We start from the raw sequence: 21,564 nt of genomic DNA, 5'->3' as shown, positions 1-21,564 counted from the left end.
CTTCTATATCTTTGTCTGAAAGAAGCCTGCCTGCTGGTTTAAAAAATTATCAATGTTAACCTGCAATTGATTCCAATCCGGCATGAACAATCTGCCTATTTCGGTTTCGCTTAAACCTGAACAAGCATGAGTAATAAACGCCTGTTTTTTCTTATCCGTTGGCTGAGCCTTGTAAATCTTGCGCGTTTTCACCGATGGTACTTTCAATTCGATTTCAGTAATCGTGCGACCATCATCACCTTGAATTGGAAGAGCGAGCTGAATCTTATCGTTGCTGATTTCAATGCCTGGCAACCAATCGTCAGAGTTCTTGGTGACTAAGCGGAAAACGATGTCTGAAATTGAATTGAAATCAGGCGAAGACAATTGATCGAATGCTTTATCTGAAATGCCAGTAAGTGCAAGCGTGAACTCTTCAACGACAAGATCATTGTCTTGCTCAACATCGATGTCGCTATACACACTGAACGTTAAAGGTTCGAATGTAAGTTCTGTGATTTCTTTATCGTTGTCAGTGATAGGGTTAAGCAACAGGTGCTTAATCGGCTCAAGTTTTAGTTCTTTTTTCTTTTTGTTTTCAATTTGCAGAGTCATGAATTTTCTCCAAAAAAAAGGCTCCCCTTCGGGAGCCAACTAGCTAGAAATTTGAAATGGGTCCACGGACACAATTAACCGCGACCGATGTTTGAGCGATGTTTCGCCATGATGTCACCTTTACCCAGATCAATTTCTTGAGTATCAAGGTTGATGTTGTAGCGAGTCTTACCATCTTCGGTGTGCTTATAGATACGAGGCGCGATTTCGATAGTGGTTTCTGGAACTGACTGAGAACCACGAGAACCGTCATCAACCTTGTTGATGTCACCCGTGTATGAGCAATGCTCAGCAAACGTATTGCCATCTTCATCTTGATACGATGCTTTAACATCAATTTGAACGCGAGTATCTTCTTCCACACCATAAGCTTGCAGCGCTTCAACAGTTGCACCTTTCAACTTCAAGGTGGCATTGCCTACCGTTACGCCTACACGCTTTTTAGTGGACGCATAGCGCCCACCTTTGGCATCTTCTGTTTTACGCTCAACCACTGGCGGCGTATGTTCTTCTAACTCACCGAAGAACTTGTGACCTTCGATCACGACTTCAGCTAAAATTAATGCGCGTTGACCTGCCATTACAAGATCTCCGAAATAAAGTTGTCGATAATGCCGATGTCCTCAATGAGGTGGTAAACCATGTGCTCATTTGGTGGGAATCCAGCGTAGCGAATTGCGATGTACCAAGTACCATTGCGGAAGGTTTCAGCTGTGTTTAGTTCTGGGTGAAGTGAGACTTCCATACCAATCACTTCTTCGTTCGCTTTAAGCTGTGCACCCCAAGCATTTAACTTCGCAATTTCTTGCTCCATGAATGACTTGTCGAGGTTTTCTGCCATCACCTTTTGCGCTGACTTTTTCAGCTTGCGACAAATTGCCTGCTCCAAACACACCTGGTTGATAAAGCGACCTGAAAGCGTGCGGTTACCCAAAAGCGAAATGCCACCCAAGTCAGTGCGACCGAAATAACAAATGCCATGACGGTTAAGTAAATCGCCTTCCGTGGTGGTATCCATGATGTCGTAAGTAATGTCACGCTGTACGCATTGCGCATAGGTGCCTTTATTGCCTGGAGATTCATGCAGAGCCACGCCAGCATGACAGCCAACCGATAACACTGAAGGTGGTACGTAGACGTTCGCACCTGCTGCTTTCGAGTAGATGCTTGGCTGTGGATCAATCAAGGTTGCGATGTCGTAACCCGTATCTTGAGTGGACAACGTCAATGAATAATCAATCACCGCTTTAGTGCTGGTTGATAGACCATCCAAGTGTGGGAACGCCATCAGTTTCAAGGCTTCCGCTACAAGCGCATCAGAGGCTGGTTTTTGATGGGTGTAACCTGGAGCCGCGATAATTGTCGGCGATTCAGTACACAGCGAAATAGCCGCAATGCCTGTGCGTTGACCAGTAGCCGCATCAATACCGCCGATCACGTTGTTAAGCGTTTCTGTTGCATCTGCACCTTCTGGTACCACGATGACATACTGAGGCACTTGAACCTTCTTCAAGGTTTCCGTCACCGCATACCACAACCAACCTTCTTCTTCGCCAGTAGTATCCAGCTTGGCAGCATCAGTCGTGTTAGCTACGCGAAATGGCACATTGAAAGGAACATCGGCATGCTTGTCCGGCGCTGTACCTACCCAACAAACGATATGCTTACCTAAAGGCCCCATTGGAGCTGGCAAGGCTTTCTTCACAATGGAAATACCATTGTGTTCAAATGAAGTGATTTCCATAAATTACTTGCTCTTAACGGTGGTTTTAGTGGCAGTCGCTTTCTTTGAAATACGACCGTTAGTGAGTAGTGCTTTGGCTTCTTGAGGAAGAAGGTCTAGCTCTTGGCCTTTGGTAGTCCAATGACCTTTATGCCAAGGGAACGGAAGCTCTACGATGTAGGTTTCGCGCTTCGCCTTAGACGTCGGTTTTACTTGGTGCATAACTGCTCCTAACAAAAAGCCCTGCACAAAGGCAGGGCTAATGACGAAATTTAGGTATAAAAAAACGCCTGATTTTTAGGCGGTTATTTAAGATTAGGATGGAAGTGGATAACGGGCTTTGATTTCTGCTACTTTATCGCGCCAAGCAGCTTCTGATTCTGGTGCTTGGTCGTATTGCCATTCCATATAAAGTGGATCTGATTCTGCTTTATAGGCAGCTTTTCTAGCTGCTGTCATTCGACGAATTAAATCTTCATTTAAAGCTTGATTGACTTCTTCTTGAGAATAAGAATTTAGAAGCTCTGTTACATCGAAATCTTCATCTGCATTTACAATAGTTAGTGACATATTCCCCCCTTTAAATACCTTGACCTACAACCTCAGATACTCTTGTTTCATCATACCCAAACAAATCTTTAGGTAGATTACTTGAAAACCCTGAAATAGCAGTGTTTTTCAAACCTATCATTCGTGCTAAAGGCAATCCTGAACCAGGCATAAATCTTTCTACTTCACCACCTTTTGTTATAGGACTGTAATTCATGTGCAGGTTTACATATCCCATCTGTCCTGTGATAAAGGGGTGGTCCCCCGTTGTCACAGGGCTATCAGAGAAACGAACTGAAATATCCATACCACCTCCGCCTGACGTTCCTCTGGTGATTACCCCTCCAAAACTATCAGAAGTGTATGGAGTGCCACCATCTGCAATCGGCTCGTGAATCAAATTTACTTTATGGAAAGATATTGAAAATGATGAACCTTCAAAGTAATTACATATGTATGATTCACCAAAGCCACCATTTGAATCTTTAGTCATTCTAAATCGTAATGTGGGTTTAATTCCTGTAGAACCATATGATGTAATCAGGATATCTTTACCATTGCTTGAATTATGATGTTGATTACTTTCACAAATATATTCTTGGTTATCTTTTAAAGCGATGGTAACCAAAGAGCCAGGAATAGCTTGTTTGATTGCATGAAGAATTGTTTTGAACGGTTTGCCTGATGTGCCATCACCAACTTCATCGCTTCCATCATTACTAACGTGATAATTAACCGATGACATTAAACGAATAGTATTTGGTACGCTAGCCGTAGCTTGGTCTACCTTTTGATCAATTTCGCCCATCTTACCAGCGACGGTTTGTGTAAGGTCATTGACCGATTCGATCAACGCGCCAATTTCTTGTGTACTCATGAAATGAGCTCCTTATGAATTTCTAATTAAATCTGCACCACTGGTAAACGCGGCGGTGAGTTGGGTGATCACAGTGCTAAGCTCTTGGTTGGTAGTATCCAGCCCTGTTTGCGTTGCAAAATACGCTGGGCCTTTGCCAGCCAAAAGCTTTGAGTTTTCGGCTTGAGCGCCAGCAAGTAGAAAGCGAGCATCTGCTGTGACTTTGTCATACACATCCGCTGTATTCGCTTTCTTGGCTAACTCGGTCAAGATAACGCCAATACTGTCTTGGTTATCTTTTAGTGCCTGAGCGAGTTCATAGATGGTATCGAGCTCTTCTGGAGACAAACCAATCAGGTTTTGAAAAAGCTGATCAACTTCTGACTTGGTGTAGGTCACCGATTTGTCGGCCTTGTTAGCAAGCTCTGAGATAGTGACGTTAATCGTCACATCATCAGTACCGTCAAAACTAACCTGTCCGGTTGCATGACCTGTTAACGCAATCAATCGAGCGATTTTCAACGCTTTCGCATGGTCTGCTGTCGCGGTTAAGCGATTGGTGACAGTGAGGTGATCAACTGTGCCACCGGACTTATCCAGTTTATTTCGCAGCTTACCGTCAATCACACCAAGCAATTCGCCGAGCTTGGCTATCATGATTTCAATAGGGGTTTGAGGTTCTGCCATTATTACTCCTGGACGCCTATCACGCCGATATAGTGATCAATAGTCATTGTCATGCCATCGACCATTAAGGTTTGTTCTTGTGCTACCTGAGAGGACTGAGCTTTGGCTTCATTTGCGACGGTTTGAGCTTCCGTGGCGATTTTCAGCACCTCTTCCGCTACCGTGCCCACCGGACCTTGTTTACCCAGGCTCACGACATTGAGTCGAGTTCGGCTGGGCGTTCTAAGCTCTACCATGCTGCGACCTGCTCTCATACTGACAACATGACGCTTAACGACTTTCATCGTAATGCAGTTATTCATGGCTCCCCCTAAGTGCTACTTTGCACGATGCCTCGTTTTAATTGAGCCACACCACAAGCAATTGGATACTTGTCCATTGAAGGAAAGGTCACCAATACTTCCCAAAGCGCATCACGCCAATTCTCACAAGATTGACCTTCGGTCTTATCCGGTCCGATGTGATATTCACTTTCACCACTGGTTGGCTCGGGGATTTTGATTTCTCCGTTATCGGATGAAAGGCGAAGTAACAATTCATCATTGCTGCTCTTGCGTATTTCCAGTTCGATAGTGGCTCCAGTTAAATTAACGGGCTCTCGAACTCGGTTTTCATCTTCGGTTTCCCAAAGCAGATAAAAGTCGCAGGTTCGGCCTTCGGTAATCTCCAGCACTTGCTCATACATAGCCGCCCCCTTTATCCAACCGCTTTTTCTAGGTCAAGCAGGCGAAACTCATGTTTAATTGCGAGGTGCATCGTATCCACTTGGCCCTTCGCCATGATGGCAAATTCAGCATCAATCAAGATGTTCAGGTTTTCAGTACCGACAATAACCGTGATGGAATCACTTGGTAGATCAGAAAGATTTAAAGTGAAAGGTTGAAGGCAATGCGCGTTCTTCGCTTTGTAGTTCAAAGTGGTATCTGGCGCTGAAATCACACCGAACAAAGTGCCATCTTCCAGCCAGAAGCCAATTTCACGAATGGCATATTCATCTGGTCCAGAGAACTTCGCGGCGGCTTGAATACTGCTACCACCTGTATCTTTGTATTCACCAAACTCAACTCGCGCTCGCTCATTTTGCAAGACAAGTTGTTCTTTGTTTGGGTGATAGGCAGCATCCCCAACACTTACCCACTTTAGCGCAGCCTTTAACCCCTTATCTTTGGCGTTAATAGCTGCATCCAAACCTCGTCGGGTGATGACTAACTTTAATCCTTCGTCACTCATGTAATTGCTCTCGCGGTAATTGGTGACACAGAAAGGCTATAACTACCTGCAGCTGTCGCTACAGTGGCTATTGGTTCGTCAGGTATGACGCTCGCCTTAACGGTCAAGTGATTAACACTAATGGGTGGACAGGCGCCTCCTGCAATGCCAAATGAAATAAGTGCATCAGGCATGGGCCACAATTCTGCAGGGGCGTCTGTATAACTGACGTTTGTCGGTGGCGCTTTTGCACCAGACAACGCGATTTCGGTTTCAACACCAAAGGTTAAGGTAAGCTCTACGGTGTCTCTCGTTGACTTAATATCGTCTAACTTAAAAATAAGTTGGTTGATCAGGTCTTTATTAACTGGTGAAGAGTCTGATTTCCAAGCAATGACATCCAATGTGTATGGTGGCAAATCAGGACTTTCATACCGAGACTTAATTTCGCAGCCATAACCAATGGCATCCAAAGCAATCCGAATGCCCTCTTTGGTGCCTGAAAGCTTTCGTTCAATTTGCGCACTGGCTACCTGAGCCCGCTTTATTTTTACTGAGTCTTCTTTTTTCCAGTACGTTACCATTCGGTCAGCAGCCAAATGCGGCAATGCTGACTCCGGTGTTTGATGTGCATTTCGTAACTGAGGAAGAGGTGGTGCGACTTGGTCTAGATGTTTGCTTAATGTATGTTCCAGCGCTCGTTCTAGTGGGCTGGCATTATCCGTTAGTAGGCTGTAGCTACTCGGTTTCGACTCTGATGTTGACTGACTCAAGATATGGCGCTCCTGTGTGATCACACTTAAAGCTTTCTGCTGGTGAATTGATTTGAACTCGGATGCCACTTCCGTTAGTCGCTTTCAGTAGAACGTGGTCAATCATCGAACGGTCAATTTCGCCCTCTAACCGATGCTGTTCTTGACCATATTGAGCTGCTGCTACATCGGCTGCATCTTTGATGACGTCTTGGTCTGGTCCACTAGGAATATAAAGCACTGCATCTAGCGTCCATCGGTTGATGCTGGCTTTATGCAGGTAAAGAATATCTGTCTCTTGGGCTACAGAGTGAGTACGCATGTAGGCGAGCGTTTCAGCCAACAACTCATCACTTGGCGTGCCATCGCCAGCGTGAGCCAGCAAGTAACCATCCACAATTCCCGAACCAGGAGCGCGATTAACAAAGCGAGCATCTTTAGCCTGCCCACCAAACTCATGGTCTTTAAACCGATAGGTCACCACTACTGTGTTTTCGTCCGGTGATTGGATTTCCATATCAGGACTGGCACCAGGTGTTAACGCATGGAAGCGATAACCGTTTCGGGTTCCTGTGGTTGCCAGTGCAAACATCGCTAGGTAATAACGAGTGAGAAGCTGCTCATTGCTCTCCATGACAGGCTCAACTGGAGGGAAAGCGTTAAGGTCGCCCTCTTCTACAACCAATCGAGTTAAGCCCATATCAGCAGCGATCGTGTCCACCATATCGTCTTGGGTGGCGTACATGCCAAACATCTGTTTAGCGTTTTCATTCCAACGACGATAATGGTTCTGAAGAATGACCGTGAATACTTGCGTAAACTTGGTAAGTATCTCCGCATTATTGTTCAGCGTTTCTTCAACAGCGGATACATCATCGGGTTCAATTTCGTTTAGAGCATCAAGCAGCTCTGCTTTAATGCTTCCGTATAAGCTGGAAAAATCCGGCGTACTCAAAAGCGTTGGCTCAGGCAACCGAGCCAAATGAGGAAATCTTTTCATGTGGAGTCTCTATGCTGCTTAAGGCAATTCGATAGTAAATGGATCAACTACTCGACCGTTCCATTTGCCGTAAAAGGTCACTGACGTTCCGTTTTGCGTTCGTTCAGCAACAACTCTCGATGGCTCAAAATCTTCAAGTCCATTCAAGGGATTCATGAACGCGCCCATGGCGTAGGTTTGTATTAATGCCAAAGTGGCATTGCTGGTATTGCGTGAAAGCGTTGCTGGAAGCTGGCTACCAAAACCTCGAAGTTTGTTTCTTGATGAAATATAAGTCGTCATCACTTGAGTAACTCGGCTCACAAATTGATCCCAGCCTGTAATAGTGCGTCCGGTTTTCCGGCACATGCCAACCATACCTGCCATTACTTCACCTTATATGTTCCTTTAGACGAACCACTTGTTACGACTACTTCCGCTTTCTTCTGTATGTGAATAACAATGCCTTCCGCAAATGCCACCCACCAATCATGACCAGCACAATCTTCAGCCAATGGTTTGAAGCCTGCTTTCGTCATTGCCGCTTCTATATCTTGAGCGAGCTCCTCTCTATCTAACGCCATTAAGCACCTGCCATTACCACTTTTGAACAATCACCATGGGGCAAACCTGTCACCATGCACTTATGCGCACCAGTCACCACGCCCATGCCACCGTTTAATAAAATCTTCGGTGCGTCCACGGTCGCATTGCCACCGGACGTCACTGAGGTCTTACCACCAACATTCACATTCGCGTCTTTATCAACCTGAATATTGGCATCACCTGCGACTCTGACATCCAGCTTATGCTTTTTCTTGTCATAACAAACCCGGGTGCCATCAGGGTAAACACGCAGGATCTCATCAGGGTTGTCAGTAGGCAGTGGGAACTGATCACTTGGAACGCCAATCAAAGCAATGCTGGTCGTGGAGTTATCGCCACCGCCGACATTGAGCAATACTGCCTGCTCTCCAATGCTAGGAAGACGATATTCAGCCACATCACCTGCACACTCTGAAAACCATTTAACCCATGGCGTTTCATTGTCACCAAACTTGACTTTGATTCGCTGATGGTCATCACGCCAAGCAGAGACTTTTCCTACTCGAATCATGTTGTTCAGACGACGATTCAGCTCTGTGATGTCTTTCTCTTGCTGGGAAAGCTGCTGAGCGTACTCTTCTAACTCAGCTTGAACGATTTGCTGGATTAAAGCTCGCATTCTCCAGTTCCTTGTATTCATCCGGTTTTTCGGGATGCGTAGGGTTAATAGCTAAGAAGATCCCTAGCACTTTTGGGTCTTCTTCAGGCAAATCACCTAAATAGATGTTTTGCCACCATTCGGTTTCCCAGCACTCATAACCGTCAGTACCAGATTTAAACATGCCTTGCTGGCTGACAATCTTCTCTGGAAAGCTGACCGTCTTACCAAGACCAAAGTTGTTGTTAAAGGCAATGCGACCAACCGCACTCGCCAAATCCTGAGCAATCAGATCAGCATTGCGGTTTTCTGTGTCGCTGTAAGCTCTGCTCACTAAGCAATACACTTTCACGCGAACTGGCTGCTTTATCCTGCCATCGTTGGCTTTCGATAATGCACCGTATTCATCTATGGCCACATGACATTCAAGCCCTTTCACTTGGTACTCACCGTAAAGCGCATATTCATAAACAGGAACGCCTTTGACGCGCTGCTTCAGCACCTCAACGACTTCCATGTAATAGTCACTTGGTTTGTTCAACGTTGATTGCATAGTTGAGCTCTTGTTTCAATATTTCACCGAATCGCTTGTTTACCTGCTGCTCTAGGCGAAGCAATATCTGACTCGCTTCATCTTCGATAGAAATGCCAACAGCTTGAACAGGGAAACGACCAATTAAGTCTGGATCACGAATAGGTCTGTAAGGGGCAGGCTTGCGACTCTGACGAACCACATCATGCTGCATCACTCGGTTTCGGCTGGCTCGGATATAAACTCGTTCATCATCACCATAAATCTTGGTGTAAAACGCACCATCAAATTGATGGGAGCCTGCCTTTGTCCCCGCAGCGTTCTGCCGGACACCACCAAGATTTTCTGCCGAGATAGCTAACAGGCCAACCCATAAGTTGACCGTCTTCTTGTCTTTGTCATAAGCCAAGATAAAACGATTCTTTAAAGCCGCTTGTTTGATGGCGAGCGCTTTACTCAAGTGTCGCAGAGTGTACGTTCGTAACCATCTGCCTGTTTTCTTGAGCGCTCGCTCTATCGCCTTAGCAACCTGCTTCTCCATCCCAGCAAACTCATCCGCAATTAATGCCGCATCGTTTGAGAGATCAAAGCTAAGAACGCCAGAGTTAGTCCGTCTTTGGTGAGCACCTGACTGAGTAAAGTTAGAGGAAGTTATCATTTGGGCTCACCCTCTGCCCGTTAGGCTTCATACTAAGAATAAGTAATGATGTTGTTTCATCTGGGTATAAAACATCAGAAACATGCCTTGTTCCTAATGGTGTATCAACAGAAGCTCCCGTTACCAATTGCTTTTCTATTCGCATATTAAAAACAGTTAAGGCACCGTGTTCCGCGATGAAAGCTACGCGTGCATTTGAATTTTCTTCCGGCATTAATTTGGAATCAAAGATAGCTTTGATATCCAAACTTGAACCGCTTTTTAGTAAAAGACGAAATTCAGATGCCATAGCCCCTTCTATTGCAACGTCCGCACATTTCATTGCTTCATCAAATAAAGAGTCAAATTCCATATTCAAATTCCAATTTAGAGCGAAACGTGTTCGCTCTAATTTTTCATTGTTAATACTGAGCGACGAAATAAGCCAAGCCTGCGTCCACCGCTTCCATCGCGGTTTCTTCATCTAAAAACGGCTTATCGCCACGTTTGAGCAGCACCGTCTTTTGGCCTTGCAAACACTGAAACGGCTTATCCACGAGAACTTGCACATTGCCTTTTTCATCGGCGTTGACTTCTGGCGGCTCACCATCGTCTAGAACCGTGGCATTATCGGGTAATTCGACCGCAGAACCGATAAGCACTTCCGATTTTTCGCTCGTTTGACTCTCGGTTTGTTCGCCTTGATCACTGGCAGTATGGTTAGCGTCATTTCCTTGCGTTTGCGACTGTGCTTCATCATCGGATTCGTCCATGTCTGGTAACTTGGCTTCCAAATCGTCAATGACTTTATTGAGCTGGGCTTCGGTCGTTTTGTCTGAATATTGCGGTTCAGTAATACCGAGCTCTTTGCAAAGCTCATCAACACGTTTTTTTAGGTTTTCTTTTCGGCTCATGATTGGCTCCAAAGTAAAAATGGGTCCGTGGACCCATTTTGCTTTTCGTTAGTGGTGGTCAGGATTAACCGACTTTGACGACAACAACTTTGTTAACGTCAATGAGGTACATCGCAGGGGCGGCTTCCGTTTTGGTGTAGCGAACTTCTGGATCGCCATTTTCCGTCCAATCTTTCACGTAGCGTTCGGCTTCATCAAAGCCTTCACGCTGAGCGGATAAGTCTTGGATTTGACCGTACAGACGCGCACCGCGCAGTTCGGTATGCGCCAGAATCAACGTGAAGTCGCGTTGGACTTTCTTCGTTGTGCCGTCACGGTCGATGTACTCTTCATCCACCACGATGATGGTGACATCGCCAAGATTGCCTTTAACGCTAACCGTTGCACCTAAGTCTTTTAGCGCGGTTTCAAGCTGAGAGTTAGAGCCACGGCGAGTTTCCAGCGCATCATTGAACTTCTCGAATTTGCGCATCAACGCCCACGTTTTAGGGTCGGTAATGATGACGTTCGTCAGGCCTTCAGAAATCGCCGCCCAAGTTTCAATGTCACCAACGATGTCGTAGGTAGCAAAGTCTTGATTCGCCCACTGAGCCGCCGTAAGAAGCGTGATCATGTTGTCCGCATTTCGGCCTGCATCAATTTCGTAAGGCTTATCAATGTAAGGGCTGTCGATCACGGTTTTACCGTCGTAGACCATCTCGGCACACATCAGCTCTTCGCGGTCACGAACCGCTTGCTCTTCGATGTCGAGGTTTTGCATCACAATTGCGTTTTGACGATCACCTGCCGACATAGAGCCTGTGATTGGCTCGCCTGGTCGGCGCTTAACGCTTTGGTTTGCCGTTACTGCGTGTTTTGACTTCACGTATGCAGGCTTAAAGCTTGAGGTTTTAAAGCCTTGATTGCGGTCTATTGCGGCACCAATCATCGGTGAGCAAAATGCTGCAATCTTGGTTTTATTTGGGATCATGTCGAGGTCGACTTTTTCCGTATCGAAGGTATACATCTCACGGAAGAAAAAGCGCATGAAGAAGTTGTCGCGACGAATCCCTGCTTCTTGAATGGCTCCAAGCAGTTCGCGAGTGGTGTAATTATCAGGCATAAGAAGCTCTTTTTTTCTGAATTCAAAGAAAACGACGAATTAGTATTCGTCGTCTACGAAAACTGGACTGCCAAGGAAAGCAGCGCGTTTTTGCTTGTTGGTTGTGACCGTATCTGGCCAGTTCACAAAACCGATACGAAAGCCACCCTGTAGGTAAACTGTCGATTCTTGGTCGCTGCCTGTATTCGTCACATCACGAGCCGAGATAGCGATGGCTTTGCCTGGTGTACCGTCCCATTCCACCAACGTGGCGGCGTCAGTCGCGTCGACCATTAATGGGGTTCGAGCGGGAAAAGATACGCCCGTTTTGATGGTTGCTCGCGCCGTGACTGGTACGCCAATAAACAGCTCATCTGGTGTGTATTCTGTTTGTTCTAACATGCTAGTTTCCTTGTTAAATGCGTGTGTATGAAGACGCTAGCGCTTTGATGTTCTTTTGTTCTTCGGTGACACCACCGGAACCAACATCATCACCAAGAGGCTCACCGTGCTCTGAGGCCAGTGCCATTAATGCCGACTCGTTTTGCGCAGTGGCACTAATCGGTACTGAAGCAAGCAAGGCCTTGGCTTCATCGACGCTAATTTTTGGGTTACTGGCAAGTTGCTGCGCGAGCGCTTCACGCCCTTTGGCTTCTTCTAGGCCAATAATGCCCATGCAGCGTTCACGCTCTTGTTTGGCTGGGTCCGTGGACTCATCACTTTGCGCGCTCGCTTGTGGCTGTTCTGGAGTGTATTGCTGTTCTTCAGCTGGAGTTTGTGGAGTCGCTGGAGCGGCGGCTTGTTGTGGATTGCCTTGCTCACCCGTTGCGACTGGTTGTTGTTCTGCTTGCACCGTCATAGCGGCTCCCATATCAAAGGTGGTTTGTTGTTTCTTGAACTGTTCAGCCATGATCTGAACGGCATCAAGACCGTTAACGACTTCGTTTGCGAAGCCAACATCCACTGCGGCTTGGCCTTCGTAGACCTGCGCCTCAGTCGATAGAATGGTTTTAATGTCGACGCCCATGTACTCGGCGGCTTTACCTGCGAACATTTGACGTGTGCTCTCTGCTTCGGATTGCCATTTCTCTCGCACCTCTTTCGGCAGAGATTGGTAAGGGTTGCCATCGGCCTTATGGTCACCTGCCGTCACAAGGGTGATTTCCACGCCTTGCTGATCCAGCATCTTCTCGATGTTGGTGTGCGCCATAATCACGCCCACCGAGCCTGCGATGCCCGTTTGAGTTATGAGGCGCCTTGAACACGCACTCGCAATCATTTGGCCTGCACTGCAGTGCATGTCGTAACCGAGGGACCAGATAGGCTTGATTTTGCGCATCTCTGCGATTTTGTCGGCCAAGTCAAAACAACCTGCGACCATGCCGCCTGGTGTGTTCATATCCAGCAAAATGGCTTTGACTTCGGGGTCTGCGACCGCTTCTCGCAAGCGGTGCATAATGCCGTCGTACCCTGTCATCCCTGAGTAGGGTTTGATGTGGCCATACTTATGAACCAACGAACCATCAATCGGAATGATGGCGATACCCTGAGAGACCTGATAGCTTCGGTTACTGCTGCGAGTCCGAGAAAAGCCAGAAGCGACTTTTTTCATGTCGTTCTCGCGCAGGATTTGCCCTTCGGTGTCGGTTATCTGGACCACATTGCCGAGACGTTGGCTGAGCGCCGAGAAGAATACCCGAGCGTAACCAGCTTCTAAGGCGAGCGGCCTGTTGAATGTGTTGCTGATTAGGTGTTGTAAATTATTCATTTGAACTCTCGCTTGGGTTATCCGGTGCTAACGCTTGTAGCTTCATCCAGCTTGGCGGTGGTAAACCTTTCGATTTGCGCTCTTCCATCTCTGCCAACTGTTGATCAAAGATTTCTTGATAGTCTTCACCGAGTAGCGCGAGCTCTTTCTCATACGTCGATAGACCTGAGTCGATACGCAGTACGGCTTCTTTGACTTCTTTCAATCCATCGATGGCCAGTCGACCAGAGCCAATCCAGTCACACTTGGTCCAAGCGTTGCGGCGTTCGTAGAAGTTGAATCGCGCTTTGCTTGGCAGCTTGATGTAGCCACGCAAGATCATTTCTTCGAACATGAGTGCGAAGATTTGGCTGGCGAATCGGTTAGCAATGATTTTTCGTCGACCCATGAAGTAACGCCATGAATCGTTGTGAGAAGCACGAATGGTGCTGTAAGACATTTGCGCGTAATTGCGCGACAGCTGCGCGTAATCCACGCCCAATCCAGCCGCAACGTAGCGGATGATGGATTGCTCCAAGGCCGCGAATCCGTTATCGGCGTTCCCTGCGCTGTGCAGGTTGATTTTGTCACCTGGCATGAGGTGAGGCAGTTTGACGCCGTTGAACTTGACCTCGTTGTTGGCGTAGTAATCGCCGTAAGTCATTAGCATCTTTTCAACCGCGCCATTTTGCTGCGCACCGAACAAGTACTCCATCGCTTGGTCCGTTCCAAGCTCTGACTCGATACTGGCTGCATACATCGCATTGACAATCGCACGCTGCAGCGTGGTGTTCTGTAGGGTGTCGAGCATTTTTAATTGCTCTAAACACGATAAGAACTTATTCACGCCACGACATTGCCCACCTTCCGATGGCTCAAAGATATGCAAGAACCCCATGCGCCCCGAGCGTAAACGCTTCGGTACTTCACGCCATTTCTTTGGCGAGCCAAAGTTATCGGCCCCTTCTTCAATGAAGTAGGAAATGGCTTCGCCATGTCGATTGAAGCGCATCCCACCACGCTGATGGGGTTTGTCCATCATGTAGTTGGGGTTGTTAACCTTGCGTGGCGCGACCATGCGAATGCAGGTTGAAAAGTGCGAATGGCGACGGTCTATCCATTCGGGCTTCGCCATGATTTCGCCCGTGTGAGCATGCGTTTCAATGCCCTCTCGCATCATCATGGTGAACGTGCGGCGACCTTCTGCGTCGATAAAACAGTTCGGGTCTTCGGCGATGTCACGAAAAATGGCTTCCACTTCACGCACAAACCCTTTGTCTGGAGCGATGCCGAGCAATAGCCAGTTCGGTTTGTAACTGAGGCGAAACTCAGAGCCAATGATGTGGTCTTTGTGCAGTTGGATGCCGTTTGCAGCAATACCATTATTGCGCGTGACATCGTCTGTTCTCGCGTTCGCCTGTCTCATGACAGGCAAGAAAGCAGCGTCTACCGATTTTGACGGAGGGTTCCAATCGCTCATCTGGCCACCAAACCCTGAACCGCCAGCTCGATACACCGCATCTCTCAATGGTGTTTGACCATCTGCAGCCAGTAGTCCGGTGTTTATCATTAGAATGAAACTCCTGCTGGGCCGCGACGACGAACAGAGTTCAATCCTAACTGAGCACGCAAGTTATCAATGTAGGCGCGAAGTTCATGGATGTTGGCTCGACTGAATTCAACTTTGCGGTCTCCTTTCTGTACGGAAACCGCCATCTTTCCTGTTTGCAAACTATGAAAGGCGGCTTCGGCCTGTTGCAACATTTCTTTTTTTGTCATCTTGATCCACCTTTCAATCTCGCGGCCAATTCAGCGATGCTGAGACCGGATGTTTGTGGTTGTTCTTGAGGTTGTTGGGGGTGCGGCTCTTCCAGTTCGAGACCGAACCGTTGAGTGAGAATGTTGAGTGCCGCATACGCATACACCCATCCGTCCAACGCTTCATCAAATGGGTGGTATTGCTTCACCCATCGCCAAACTTGTCGCCCTGACTTGTCATGCTCTAACTTTTTATTGGCTGAGGAGAGCTGCTTGAAAAACTCATCACTGGCTATGTCATCATCCAATGGAAAGTGAACACATCCAGGCACAGGTTCATCACCTTTCGGGGTTAAACCTAAACGGCTGTAAAGTCGTTGCTTGATACCATCGGTACCTAACCTAGTGAGGTAGACTTTTTTATTGTTTTTCTTGCGAGGGAAGTTTTGTATCGGCTTGCCGTATTGGTTCTCACCTTGAATTGGGATCACCCACATCACGCCGTGCGTTCGACTCATCTGGTAAACGTCATCGGTTTTATGGCCCATGGCGTCCCAACACCAAAGCTGAACGTCCATCACTTGGCCACTGCGCTTTTTGTAGGTCCGATACAGCGCTTTTCCGGCGGCATCCTTTAATACTTGGCTCGATAAATCCCCGAGAAGAACGATGTGCTCAACAAGCCAACATTCCTCACCTGGTCCCCACGCCCACACAAAGAGCTCGATGCGGTCATCCTGAGTGTCAATGCCTCCGGTCAAAACCACGGCTCGCTCAGGCACTGGGTTACTGGTGCGACTCTCGGCCCACCATATTTCACGGCGCGACTTGAGATGCTCCCAATCTAGCTTCTCTCCGTTCTCACCATCCCAAAGCTCACCGAGCGTTAGATTGACGAACGTTTTGAGCTGACTTGGGTCGTCTTTCTTGTTGAGGAAGTCACGCACTATGCCGCGCCAACCTGCACTCAATTTGGTGTTGTATCCTGACCAAATATAAATACCGACGCTGCTAGGCGTTGGCGCTGGGTTGTCGTCTATATCAAAGAACTCATGGCCATCGCGTGTCCATGTGCCATCTTCAGCAATCCAACGACCTGCAAGCTCCATCTTGTAGAGGTGCTTGTAGTAGATAGGGTCGTCACAATGCACGCAGCTGTAATAAACCGTCTTTGATTTTTTCTCGATACTTGGCTGAGTGTTGTCCCACTTGAAGCCGTGTTTATCTTCTTTACTGCCCCACTCTAAAACCTGCTCGGTTCCGCAGTGTGGGCATGGCAGATAAAAGCGGAAAGTCAGCTCCATCTTTTTCATCAGGCGTTCTACGTGCGACTCGCCTGTATTCGTCGGTGTGGTTCCCCACCTGGCCATCGGGAAAGCGGCGCCTTCCAAACGCATTCGCGCAAGATCGATAGGGTTACCTTCTTTACCAACCTCCCAGTCCCAGCCATCTATCTCATCACCGAACAATGCGCCTTTAGTCAGAGCGCGCATGTTTCGCGGTGTGGATGTGCCGAGAACATGCAGCGACCAGCCTGTTCCCTGTTTGTAGGAAACGGTGTTTCGGTGGTCCTTAGCGAATAAGGCTGGGAAGATTTGGTGCATGATTGGCATTTCCTGCCAAGCAGCATCAATTTCGGTGACAGAGATGTTTTTTGCGTCGTTCTCTGTCGGTACGTAAATCACGGTGTTGGTTTTGAACTGAGCATGCAGACAAGAGTTTGCTGCTATGACCAACTTGGACCAGCCAACACGAGCCGACTTTTGCATGGTCAGCTCGGATATAGCGCGGTTGCACATCATGTTGAGTGGCACAACCTGCAAAGGCAGTGTTTCCCAAAAGCCTTCTTCCTGAGAAGAACCAGCGGCTAACCGGAAATGCTTATTGGCCCACTCCGCTCCCTTGATTGCGATTGTTCTCCTCATCCCCATCAAGCCACGACGGACTTTCGTCTGGATCGCTGTCAATGTAATCGGAGAGGTTTGGTTGAACATCGGCACACTCATTTAATACAGCAGCAATCACGGCCTCTAAAACTTCCACCGCTTCGGGTGGCATGTCGGGCCATGCGTTCTTTAGTTTCGGAAGGAGGGTGTCGAGGCGTGTGCCCACTCTGGCGCATACCTGTTCTAAGGTGTCGACGATGATGTCTATTGGTGCGTAACTTTTTTCAAACAGTACGCGCTTGGCTTTTAGCATCGCCAACTTTTCGCGCCGTTCCTCTATCTTGAGATCGCGTTCTAATTTCGCAAACGCTTCCTCATCTTCTTGCTCGGTTTCCGGTTTTGAATCGGAGGCTTTTGATTGCGATTTATAGGTAATGTAAGCATGGATACACGCAAGAGGATCGATACCATTTCGCCCTTTGGCGACAGGCAGAACCCCTTGTTGCGTAAGGTTTCGGACCTGTCTAGATGAAATGCCAAGGAGCGTCGCTATGTCCAACTGCGTGAACTTTTTGCTCGGGTTGAATAGTTCGCTCATTCATGGTTTTTGACCGGAAACCGGAAACCTCCAAAATAAAAAAAATTTTTAACGAGAGCTTTTCTGCGAGGTCATGCCCCCGTGGTCGCTCAGGGTGCCCAAAAGGACCCGCGCTCATGATTGATCTTCTGCTAGGCATTGAGTCCTGATGTAATCTTGCAAATACTTTGTCTGCTGCTCGTTCTCAATCATCATTCGTCTGAGACGTAGATAATCTCGCTCAGCTGCTGCTCCAAGTCTTGGGGTGTTTGCATTGCCCACGCTTCTGGTGCTGGCGGCTTCGGACACTGCTGGACAATCTGCCTGGACATACACCCGCTCAGGGCCATTGCTGAGACTATCGCTAAGACGATCAATCTCTTCTTTTGCTGCGGATAACTCTGCTGCATGCTTCTCTCCCAATTGGTTGAAGGATTGAATTTGAACTCGCTGCTGGTGTAACGCTGCGATATAGCCCTGAATCTCGCTCTTTACCAAGGTTAGCTGGCTTTCAGCGATATCAGCCCGACTGCTTTCCACAAACAATGCTGCCGAGAGTGTCGCAACCACTACTACCGCAATAGCTGTCGCCCATGCTGTCAGCTTTGCATTAGGCATACTTCCCTCTCGATATCTCGTCGGTTCATCAATCCTTTCCACGGTTTGCCTGCTGCATATACCCATCGTTTAAGCTGGTCACATGCTGCATACCACTCACCTTTGTTGAGTAGCTTTAGTAACGTCGAGCGTGAGAATGAGCCTATACCAACGTTAAACGTGAAAGAGTAGAGAGCAGCTCGTGTCGTCTCAGGGATATCAACGTGAATCATTGGGTCGACCATTCGCTTAACATCAGCCAGATCAGACTCAAGCAATTCATCACACTCCGCTTGTGAGTAGACTTTGTCTGGAATGATGTCTGTTCCTGTATGTCCGTAACAAACAGTTTGAACGCCAGCGACATCGATGTAAGGAGTATACCGAACACCTTCCATTGGCTTTACCATTGCTGTCGCCATAATAAGAGCCGAAGCTCCTGCGGCTGCTAACATCTTGACTGCAGAATTAAGGTGCTTCATCGCCATAGTCCTTTTCGAAACGCTTTTTCTGCCAGTAGTTGTTAATCCAGGCAGTAATGAGCATGCCAGCCAAAGCAATCAGAACCGTATAACCGTCTGCAGATATAGATCCAAACACTCCTATTACCCCATTCCAAAAATAAGATAGGGCGCTGGATATCTTTTCGTTCATACGCATACTCACCCCCTTACTGGAGTGCCCTTTTGCTTGGATGAAAATGAAAAAACCCCGCCAAGGCGAGGTTTTCGAGAATTTATGATAGACACAAAAAAACCGCCTAAGTGGCGGTCATTTTCAATACTGTGTACTTATCCATAATGGATATATATACATTAAATTGCCCCGTTTTTATTTTCAAGCTCTTTTTTGAATAATTTTCGCGCAGACTTGTCGTAGTTAACCAGCAAGGTACGAATCACTTCACTGTGCTTTTCCCATTCAGACCAGTGGTTTTGGTAGTAGCGAGTACGTTTCTTTCTGAACGCATCGGACTCAATATTCTTGTCTTTACAATCTACTTCCACCAGCGCTTTGATTAGGAACTGACGGCTAACGCTGGGCCTATATTGAATACCATCATGATCGAAGTAAGTCTGAGCCCCAGCCAATTGCTCAAGCGCAATATTACCAGCGATAGTACTAATGAGAGCTTTAACTTTGAGATAGGTTCGCTTCTGAACAATCACGCCTTGCTCAGATGAATGAACGACCCAATCATTCAACACACTTTCAACCAGACGCGTCTTGTTTTCTTTCGAGTTCCAAAGTGGTGAGGCGTAGGCGTACAGGCTCCAATCGGCCAAATGCGCTGCTTTCTTCTGCATTCTATCAATCGTTAAAAGCACTTTTGCACCATCAATGAGAGATGCCATTTGGTAGTCAGCAGCCCCGAAACCACCACCACCACCACCAGAACCGTCATTATACTTTGCTTTGATTCCTTCCGTAGCCATACCAATTGCCGCTGGCATCGGCCACGTTTCAATGTTTGTCGCTAATCCCATAATATTCCCTGTACGAGTTTGGAAACATGATTACATAGAGTTATACTGTACATAAACACAGTATAACTCTTAATTTGAAGTATGTACAAAACGATTCAACGCCTAGTAGGACATCACATCTGCCGAATCGGTCCTGATGGTCCATGCGGTTGCGATAGCACTGAGGATAACGTATCGGTGCTAATAACTAATGGCGACTGGAAAGCCATCCCTTTTGGCGGTTTTATGGAAGTGGGCAACGTTATAGGTGTAAGGCGCCTGAAGATAATGGATGTGTGTGCGCTGTGTTCTGATGATGACGGTCACAAAATCGTTTATACCATTCCGAGAAACCACTACCTCGTGGGGACTTACCTAAACGGGAAGTGTTTCATCTTGCTTTATGATGGTGAAGTGAAACACTACCTAGACAAAAACGCTGACCAAGATACTAAGAACAACGTGGTTTGGCTGTGAATTAAAGTTCAAGTTTCCTAACTTAGCCCTTTAAAATAGTGATTCTTCCTACTCACGGTGGCGAGCTTATGCTTTACCAACTTAAGCTCGCCGCTCAAAATGAAAGGGATCGAGCGGTATACATTACTTACAATGACATTGAGCAAAGTACTGTAGCGGACATTACAAATTCGGTTCATGTGATTAAACCCGAAACATACCAACCGTTAGTGTTAACTGCAGGAGCCCCAAATCGGCTACAGGCCTCGACTCACATATCTCAATATACTGATGATGTATACCCTTCCGTTGTCAAGATACTTCTTTGGGTTCAAATCACGCCTACCACCAGCGCAATATTAGCCGTATCTTTCAAATACCACAGCCGATATCACTACTTAATAGGAATGAACCAAGGAGATCTGACTCTCGGTTGTTTATCTTGACCTAATCGTACAAGCTACCCCAGCACCACTAAACTCGTTTCTGGACAAAAGCACGTTAGAGTATGGGTTCTAACGTTCGAGATTTGGATTAGAAAAAGTATCTTGAAACCTTAAACGCTTTGTTAGCCAACTTTGCATTGTTTAATTATTTCTTTTGGAACAAAGCAGTATTTAGACGCCTCATCGACTATTTCAGGGTATAAATACAATGGTGAGTTTGAACCATATTCCCACGCTGAACAATCGATATCATCTTGCTCATCTATAGAGAAATATGAATTCTTCCATACCAATGCATCTCGGCAGTAACTTTCTTGATCAGCAAAAACTTTTTCTAAATAGCCATCCTCGATTTCCGAAGCATTCTCTGTGCGTAATAGATTTGAGTCCATAGAAATCAGTTCGTTGCATAAATTGTAAGAATACAGATCATATCGACAAAAACGCCTAATCTCGTTTACTGCACGATCTAGTAGAAGTAATTCTTTATGTCCTTTACTCCACCAAGAAACCTCAAAGTAGCGATACCTTGCACCATATTCTTCGAGATCAGATAGAAAAGAAGCTACTTCTCTAGATAATTTTAACTCTTCTTTTTTGGGAAGTAGGTTAATCGACTTTATTACTTCATGTTGGATTCTGCCTTGGTTAGACTTCGGAACACGCTGGAGAATGAGTAAACACTTAGCATATTTCTCTAATGCATGCAGAGCACTCCATCTAAACTGTGGCAACAGCTCAGCACGAAAAGCCATCCGAGCATTAATATAATCTCTATCTGCCGTATCTCTAAACGAGCGAATTGCAAAATAATTTATTTTGTCTGCTATTTCAGACATCAACTGATTCCTCTTGATTTATCTGGTAACTCGAGATGTTGGCTAACGCCCGCTTAATTGGTGAGCAACGCAATA

The 21,564-nt window shown here is 46.8% G+C and carries 32 protein-coding genes; 1 reads left to right on the top strand and 31 read right to left on the bottom strand.

The features are described from left to right. Window positions 1–3: 3 nt before the first annotated feature. The 30 genes from R7040_RS18230 to R7040_RS18085 form a co-directional block, all read right to left on the bottom strand. On the bottom strand, window positions 4–594 hold the full coding sequence (locus tag R7040_RS18230) for a phage tail assembly protein (RefSeq protein ID WP_318081329.1): 591 nt from the start codon (window positions 592–594) through the stop codon (window positions 4–6). 74 nt (window positions 595–668) lie between these two features. Next, complete coding sequence (locus tag R7040_RS18225) at window positions 669–1,175, bottom strand: phage major tail tube protein (RefSeq protein WP_140087575.1); 507 nt, start codon at window positions 1,173–1,175, stop codon at window positions 669–671. Continuing rightward, window positions 1,175–2,338: a phage tail protein gene (locus R7040_RS18220; RefSeq protein ID WP_318081330.1), complete on the bottom strand. Its 1,164-nt coding sequence runs from the start codon at window positions 2,336–2,338 to the stop codon at window positions 1,175–1,177. Before R7040_RS18220 ends, R7040_RS18225 begins: the two co-directional genes overlap by 1 nt. Before the next feature lie 3 nt (window positions 2,339–2,341). Further along, the gene (locus R7040_RS18215) at window positions 2,342–2,539 is read right to left on the bottom strand and encodes a hypothetical protein (protein WP_140087573.1); all 198 of its coding nucleotides are present in this window, start codon (window positions 2,537–2,539) and stop codon (window positions 2,342–2,344) included. Window positions 2,540–2,632: 93 nt separating this feature from the next. Then, the gene (locus tag R7040_RS18210) at window positions 2,633–2,887 is read right to left on the bottom strand and encodes a hypothetical protein (protein ID WP_318081331.1); all 255 of its coding nucleotides are present in this window, start codon (window positions 2,885–2,887) and stop codon (window positions 2,633–2,635) included. A gap of 10 nt (window positions 2,888–2,897) precedes the next feature. After that, window positions 2,898–3,743, bottom strand: coding sequence for a hypothetical protein (locus R7040_RS18205; RefSeq protein WP_318081332.1), 846 nt, complete (start codon window positions 3,741–3,743; stop codon window positions 2,898–2,900). A 12-nt stretch (window positions 3,744–3,755) separates the two neighbouring features. After that, window positions 3,756–4,409, bottom strand: a complete 654-nt coding sequence (locus tag R7040_RS18200; protein WP_318081333.1) for a hypothetical protein — start codon at window positions 4,407–4,409, stop codon at window positions 3,756–3,758. A gap of 2 nt (window positions 4,410–4,411) precedes the next feature. Continuing rightward, a complete protein-coding gene (locus R7040_RS18195; RefSeq protein WP_318081334.1) occupies window positions 4,412–4,711 on the bottom strand; it encodes a hypothetical protein in 300 nt (99 codons plus the stop codon). A gap of 8 nt (window positions 4,712–4,719) precedes the next feature. Continuing rightward, window positions 4,720–5,094 (bottom strand): hypothetical protein, encoded by a 375-nt coding sequence (locus tag R7040_RS18190; RefSeq protein ID WP_318081335.1) that lies wholly within the window; start codon window positions 5,092–5,094, stop codon window positions 4,720–4,722. 11 nt (window positions 5,095–5,105) lie between these two features. After that, complete coding sequence (locus R7040_RS18185) at window positions 5,106–5,639, bottom strand: phage tail protein (RefSeq protein ID WP_318081336.1); 534 nt, start codon at window positions 5,637–5,639, stop codon at window positions 5,106–5,108. Further along, window positions 5,636–6,391: a phage tail protein I gene (locus R7040_RS18180; protein ID WP_318081337.1), complete on the bottom strand. Its 756-nt coding sequence runs from the start codon at window positions 6,389–6,391 to the stop codon at window positions 5,636–5,638. The genes R7040_RS18185 and R7040_RS18180 overlap by 4 nt, the downstream gene beginning before the upstream one ends. Continuing rightward, window positions 6,357–7,370 (bottom strand): baseplate J/gp47 family protein, encoded by a 1,014-nt coding sequence (locus R7040_RS18175; protein ID WP_318081338.1) that lies wholly within the window; start codon window positions 7,368–7,370, stop codon window positions 6,357–6,359. The genes R7040_RS18180 and R7040_RS18175 overlap by 35 nt, the downstream gene beginning before the upstream one ends. An 18-nt stretch (window positions 7,371–7,388) precedes the next feature. Continuing rightward, a complete protein-coding gene (locus tag R7040_RS18170) occupies window positions 7,389–7,736 on the bottom strand; it encodes a phage baseplate protein (RefSeq protein WP_318081339.1) in 348 nt (115 codons plus the stop codon). After that, a complete protein-coding gene (locus R7040_RS18165) occupies window positions 7,736–7,933 on the bottom strand; it encodes a hypothetical protein (protein WP_318081340.1) in 198 nt (65 codons plus the stop codon). The genes R7040_RS18170 and R7040_RS18165 overlap by 1 nt, the downstream gene beginning before the upstream one ends. Continuing rightward, the gene (locus R7040_RS18160) at window positions 7,933–8,574 is read right to left on the bottom strand and encodes a phage baseplate assembly protein V (RefSeq protein ID WP_318081341.1); all 642 of its coding nucleotides are present in this window, start codon (window positions 8,572–8,574) and stop codon (window positions 7,933–7,935) included. The genes R7040_RS18165 and R7040_RS18160 overlap by 1 nt, the downstream gene beginning before the upstream one ends. Beyond that, window positions 8,540–9,106: a hypothetical protein gene (locus tag R7040_RS18155; RefSeq protein ID WP_257888591.1), complete on the bottom strand. Its 567-nt coding sequence runs from the start codon at window positions 9,104–9,106 to the stop codon at window positions 8,540–8,542. Before R7040_RS18155 ends, R7040_RS18160 begins: the two co-directional genes overlap by 35 nt. Beyond that, complete coding sequence (locus R7040_RS18150; RefSeq protein ID WP_140087565.1) at window positions 9,078–9,743, bottom strand: hypothetical protein; 666 nt, start codon at window positions 9,741–9,743, stop codon at window positions 9,078–9,080. Before R7040_RS18150 ends, R7040_RS18155 begins: the two co-directional genes overlap by 29 nt. Then, complete coding sequence (locus R7040_RS18145; protein ID WP_257888593.1) at window positions 9,727–10,095, bottom strand: head-tail joining protein; 369 nt, start codon at window positions 10,093–10,095, stop codon at window positions 9,727–9,729. Before R7040_RS18145 ends, R7040_RS18150 begins: the two co-directional genes overlap by 17 nt. Before the next feature lie 49 nt (window positions 10,096–10,144). Then, the gene (locus R7040_RS18140; protein WP_318081342.1) at window positions 10,145–10,636 is read right to left on the bottom strand and encodes a hypothetical protein; all 492 of its coding nucleotides are present in this window, start codon (window positions 10,634–10,636) and stop codon (window positions 10,145–10,147) included. Window positions 10,637–10,700: 64 nt separating this feature from the next. After that, window positions 10,701–11,738, bottom strand: coding sequence for a major capsid protein (locus R7040_RS18135; protein WP_025500506.1), 1,038 nt, complete (start codon window positions 11,736–11,738; stop codon window positions 10,701–10,703). A 39-nt stretch (window positions 11,739–11,777) separates the two neighbouring features. Beyond that, window positions 11,778–12,119 (bottom strand): head decoration protein, encoded by a 342-nt coding sequence (locus R7040_RS18130; RefSeq protein WP_318096922.1) that lies wholly within the window; start codon window positions 12,117–12,119, stop codon window positions 11,778–11,780. A 13-nt stretch (window positions 12,120–12,132) separates the two neighbouring features. Further along, window positions 12,133–13,485 carry a S49 family peptidase gene (locus R7040_RS18125; RefSeq protein ID WP_318081345.1) on the bottom strand — a complete coding sequence of 451 codons (1,353 nt, stop codon included), beginning with the start codon at window positions 13,483–13,485 and terminating at the stop codon, window positions 12,133–12,135. Beyond that, a complete protein-coding gene (locus R7040_RS18120) occupies window positions 13,478–15,034 on the bottom strand; it encodes a phage portal protein (protein ID WP_318081346.1) in 1,557 nt (518 codons plus the stop codon). The genes R7040_RS18125 and R7040_RS18120 overlap by 8 nt, the downstream gene beginning before the upstream one ends. Further along, window positions 15,034–15,243, bottom strand: a complete 210-nt coding sequence (gene gpW, locus R7040_RS18115; RefSeq protein ID WP_318081347.1) for a gpW family head-tail joining protein — start codon at window positions 15,241–15,243, stop codon at window positions 15,034–15,036. Before gpW ends, R7040_RS18120 begins: the two co-directional genes overlap by 1 nt. Next, entirely contained in the window at window positions 15,240–17,216 is a 1,977-nt protein-coding gene (locus R7040_RS18110) for a terminase gpA endonuclease subunit (protein WP_318081348.1), read from the bottom strand. The genes gpW and R7040_RS18110 overlap by 4 nt, the downstream gene beginning before the upstream one ends. After that, window positions 17,104–17,706 carry a hypothetical protein gene (locus tag R7040_RS18105; RefSeq protein WP_045545276.1) on the bottom strand — a complete coding sequence of 201 codons (603 nt, stop codon included), beginning with the start codon at window positions 17,704–17,706 and terminating at the stop codon, window positions 17,104–17,106. Before R7040_RS18105 ends, R7040_RS18110 begins: the two co-directional genes overlap by 113 nt. Window positions 17,707–17,820: 114 nt before the next feature. Then, the gene (locus tag R7040_RS18100) at window positions 17,821–18,303 is read right to left on the bottom strand and encodes a lysis protein (RefSeq protein ID WP_140087556.1); all 483 of its coding nucleotides are present in this window, start codon (window positions 18,301–18,303) and stop codon (window positions 17,821–17,823) included. Then, complete coding sequence (locus R7040_RS18095) at window positions 18,285–18,764, bottom strand: lysozyme (RefSeq protein ID WP_256899464.1); 480 nt, start codon at window positions 18,762–18,764, stop codon at window positions 18,285–18,287. Before R7040_RS18095 ends, R7040_RS18100 begins: the two co-directional genes overlap by 19 nt. Next, window positions 18,751–18,942: a hypothetical protein gene (locus R7040_RS18090; RefSeq protein ID WP_005376950.1), complete on the bottom strand. Its 192-nt coding sequence runs from the start codon at window positions 18,940–18,942 to the stop codon at window positions 18,751–18,753. Before R7040_RS18090 ends, R7040_RS18095 begins: the two co-directional genes overlap by 14 nt. A gap of 155 nt (window positions 18,943–19,097) precedes the next feature. Beyond that, window positions 19,098–19,769: a hypothetical protein gene (locus R7040_RS18085; protein WP_318096921.1), complete on the bottom strand. Its 672-nt coding sequence runs from the start codon at window positions 19,767–19,769 to the stop codon at window positions 19,098–19,100. An 81-nt stretch (window positions 19,770–19,850) separates the two neighbouring features. On the opposite strand from R7040_RS18085, the gene R7040_RS18080 reads away from it, so the two are divergent. Next, window positions 19,851–20,225 (top strand): hypothetical protein, encoded by a 375-nt coding sequence (locus R7040_RS18080; protein ID WP_256899466.1) that lies wholly within the window; start codon window positions 19,851–19,853, stop codon window positions 20,223–20,225. A gap of 547 nt (window positions 20,226–20,772) precedes the next feature. Here R7040_RS18080 and R7040_RS18075 read toward each other — a convergent pair. After that, window positions 20,773–21,489, bottom strand: a complete 717-nt coding sequence (locus tag R7040_RS18075; RefSeq protein WP_270049871.1) for a hypothetical protein — start codon at window positions 21,487–21,489, stop codon at window positions 20,773–20,775. Between the last annotated feature and the right edge of the window lie 75 nt (window positions 21,490–21,564).

The sequence above is a fragment of the Vibrio sp. 1069 genome (assembly GCF_033340555.1).
This window is presented reverse-complemented; position numbering and strand designations above follow the sequence as displayed.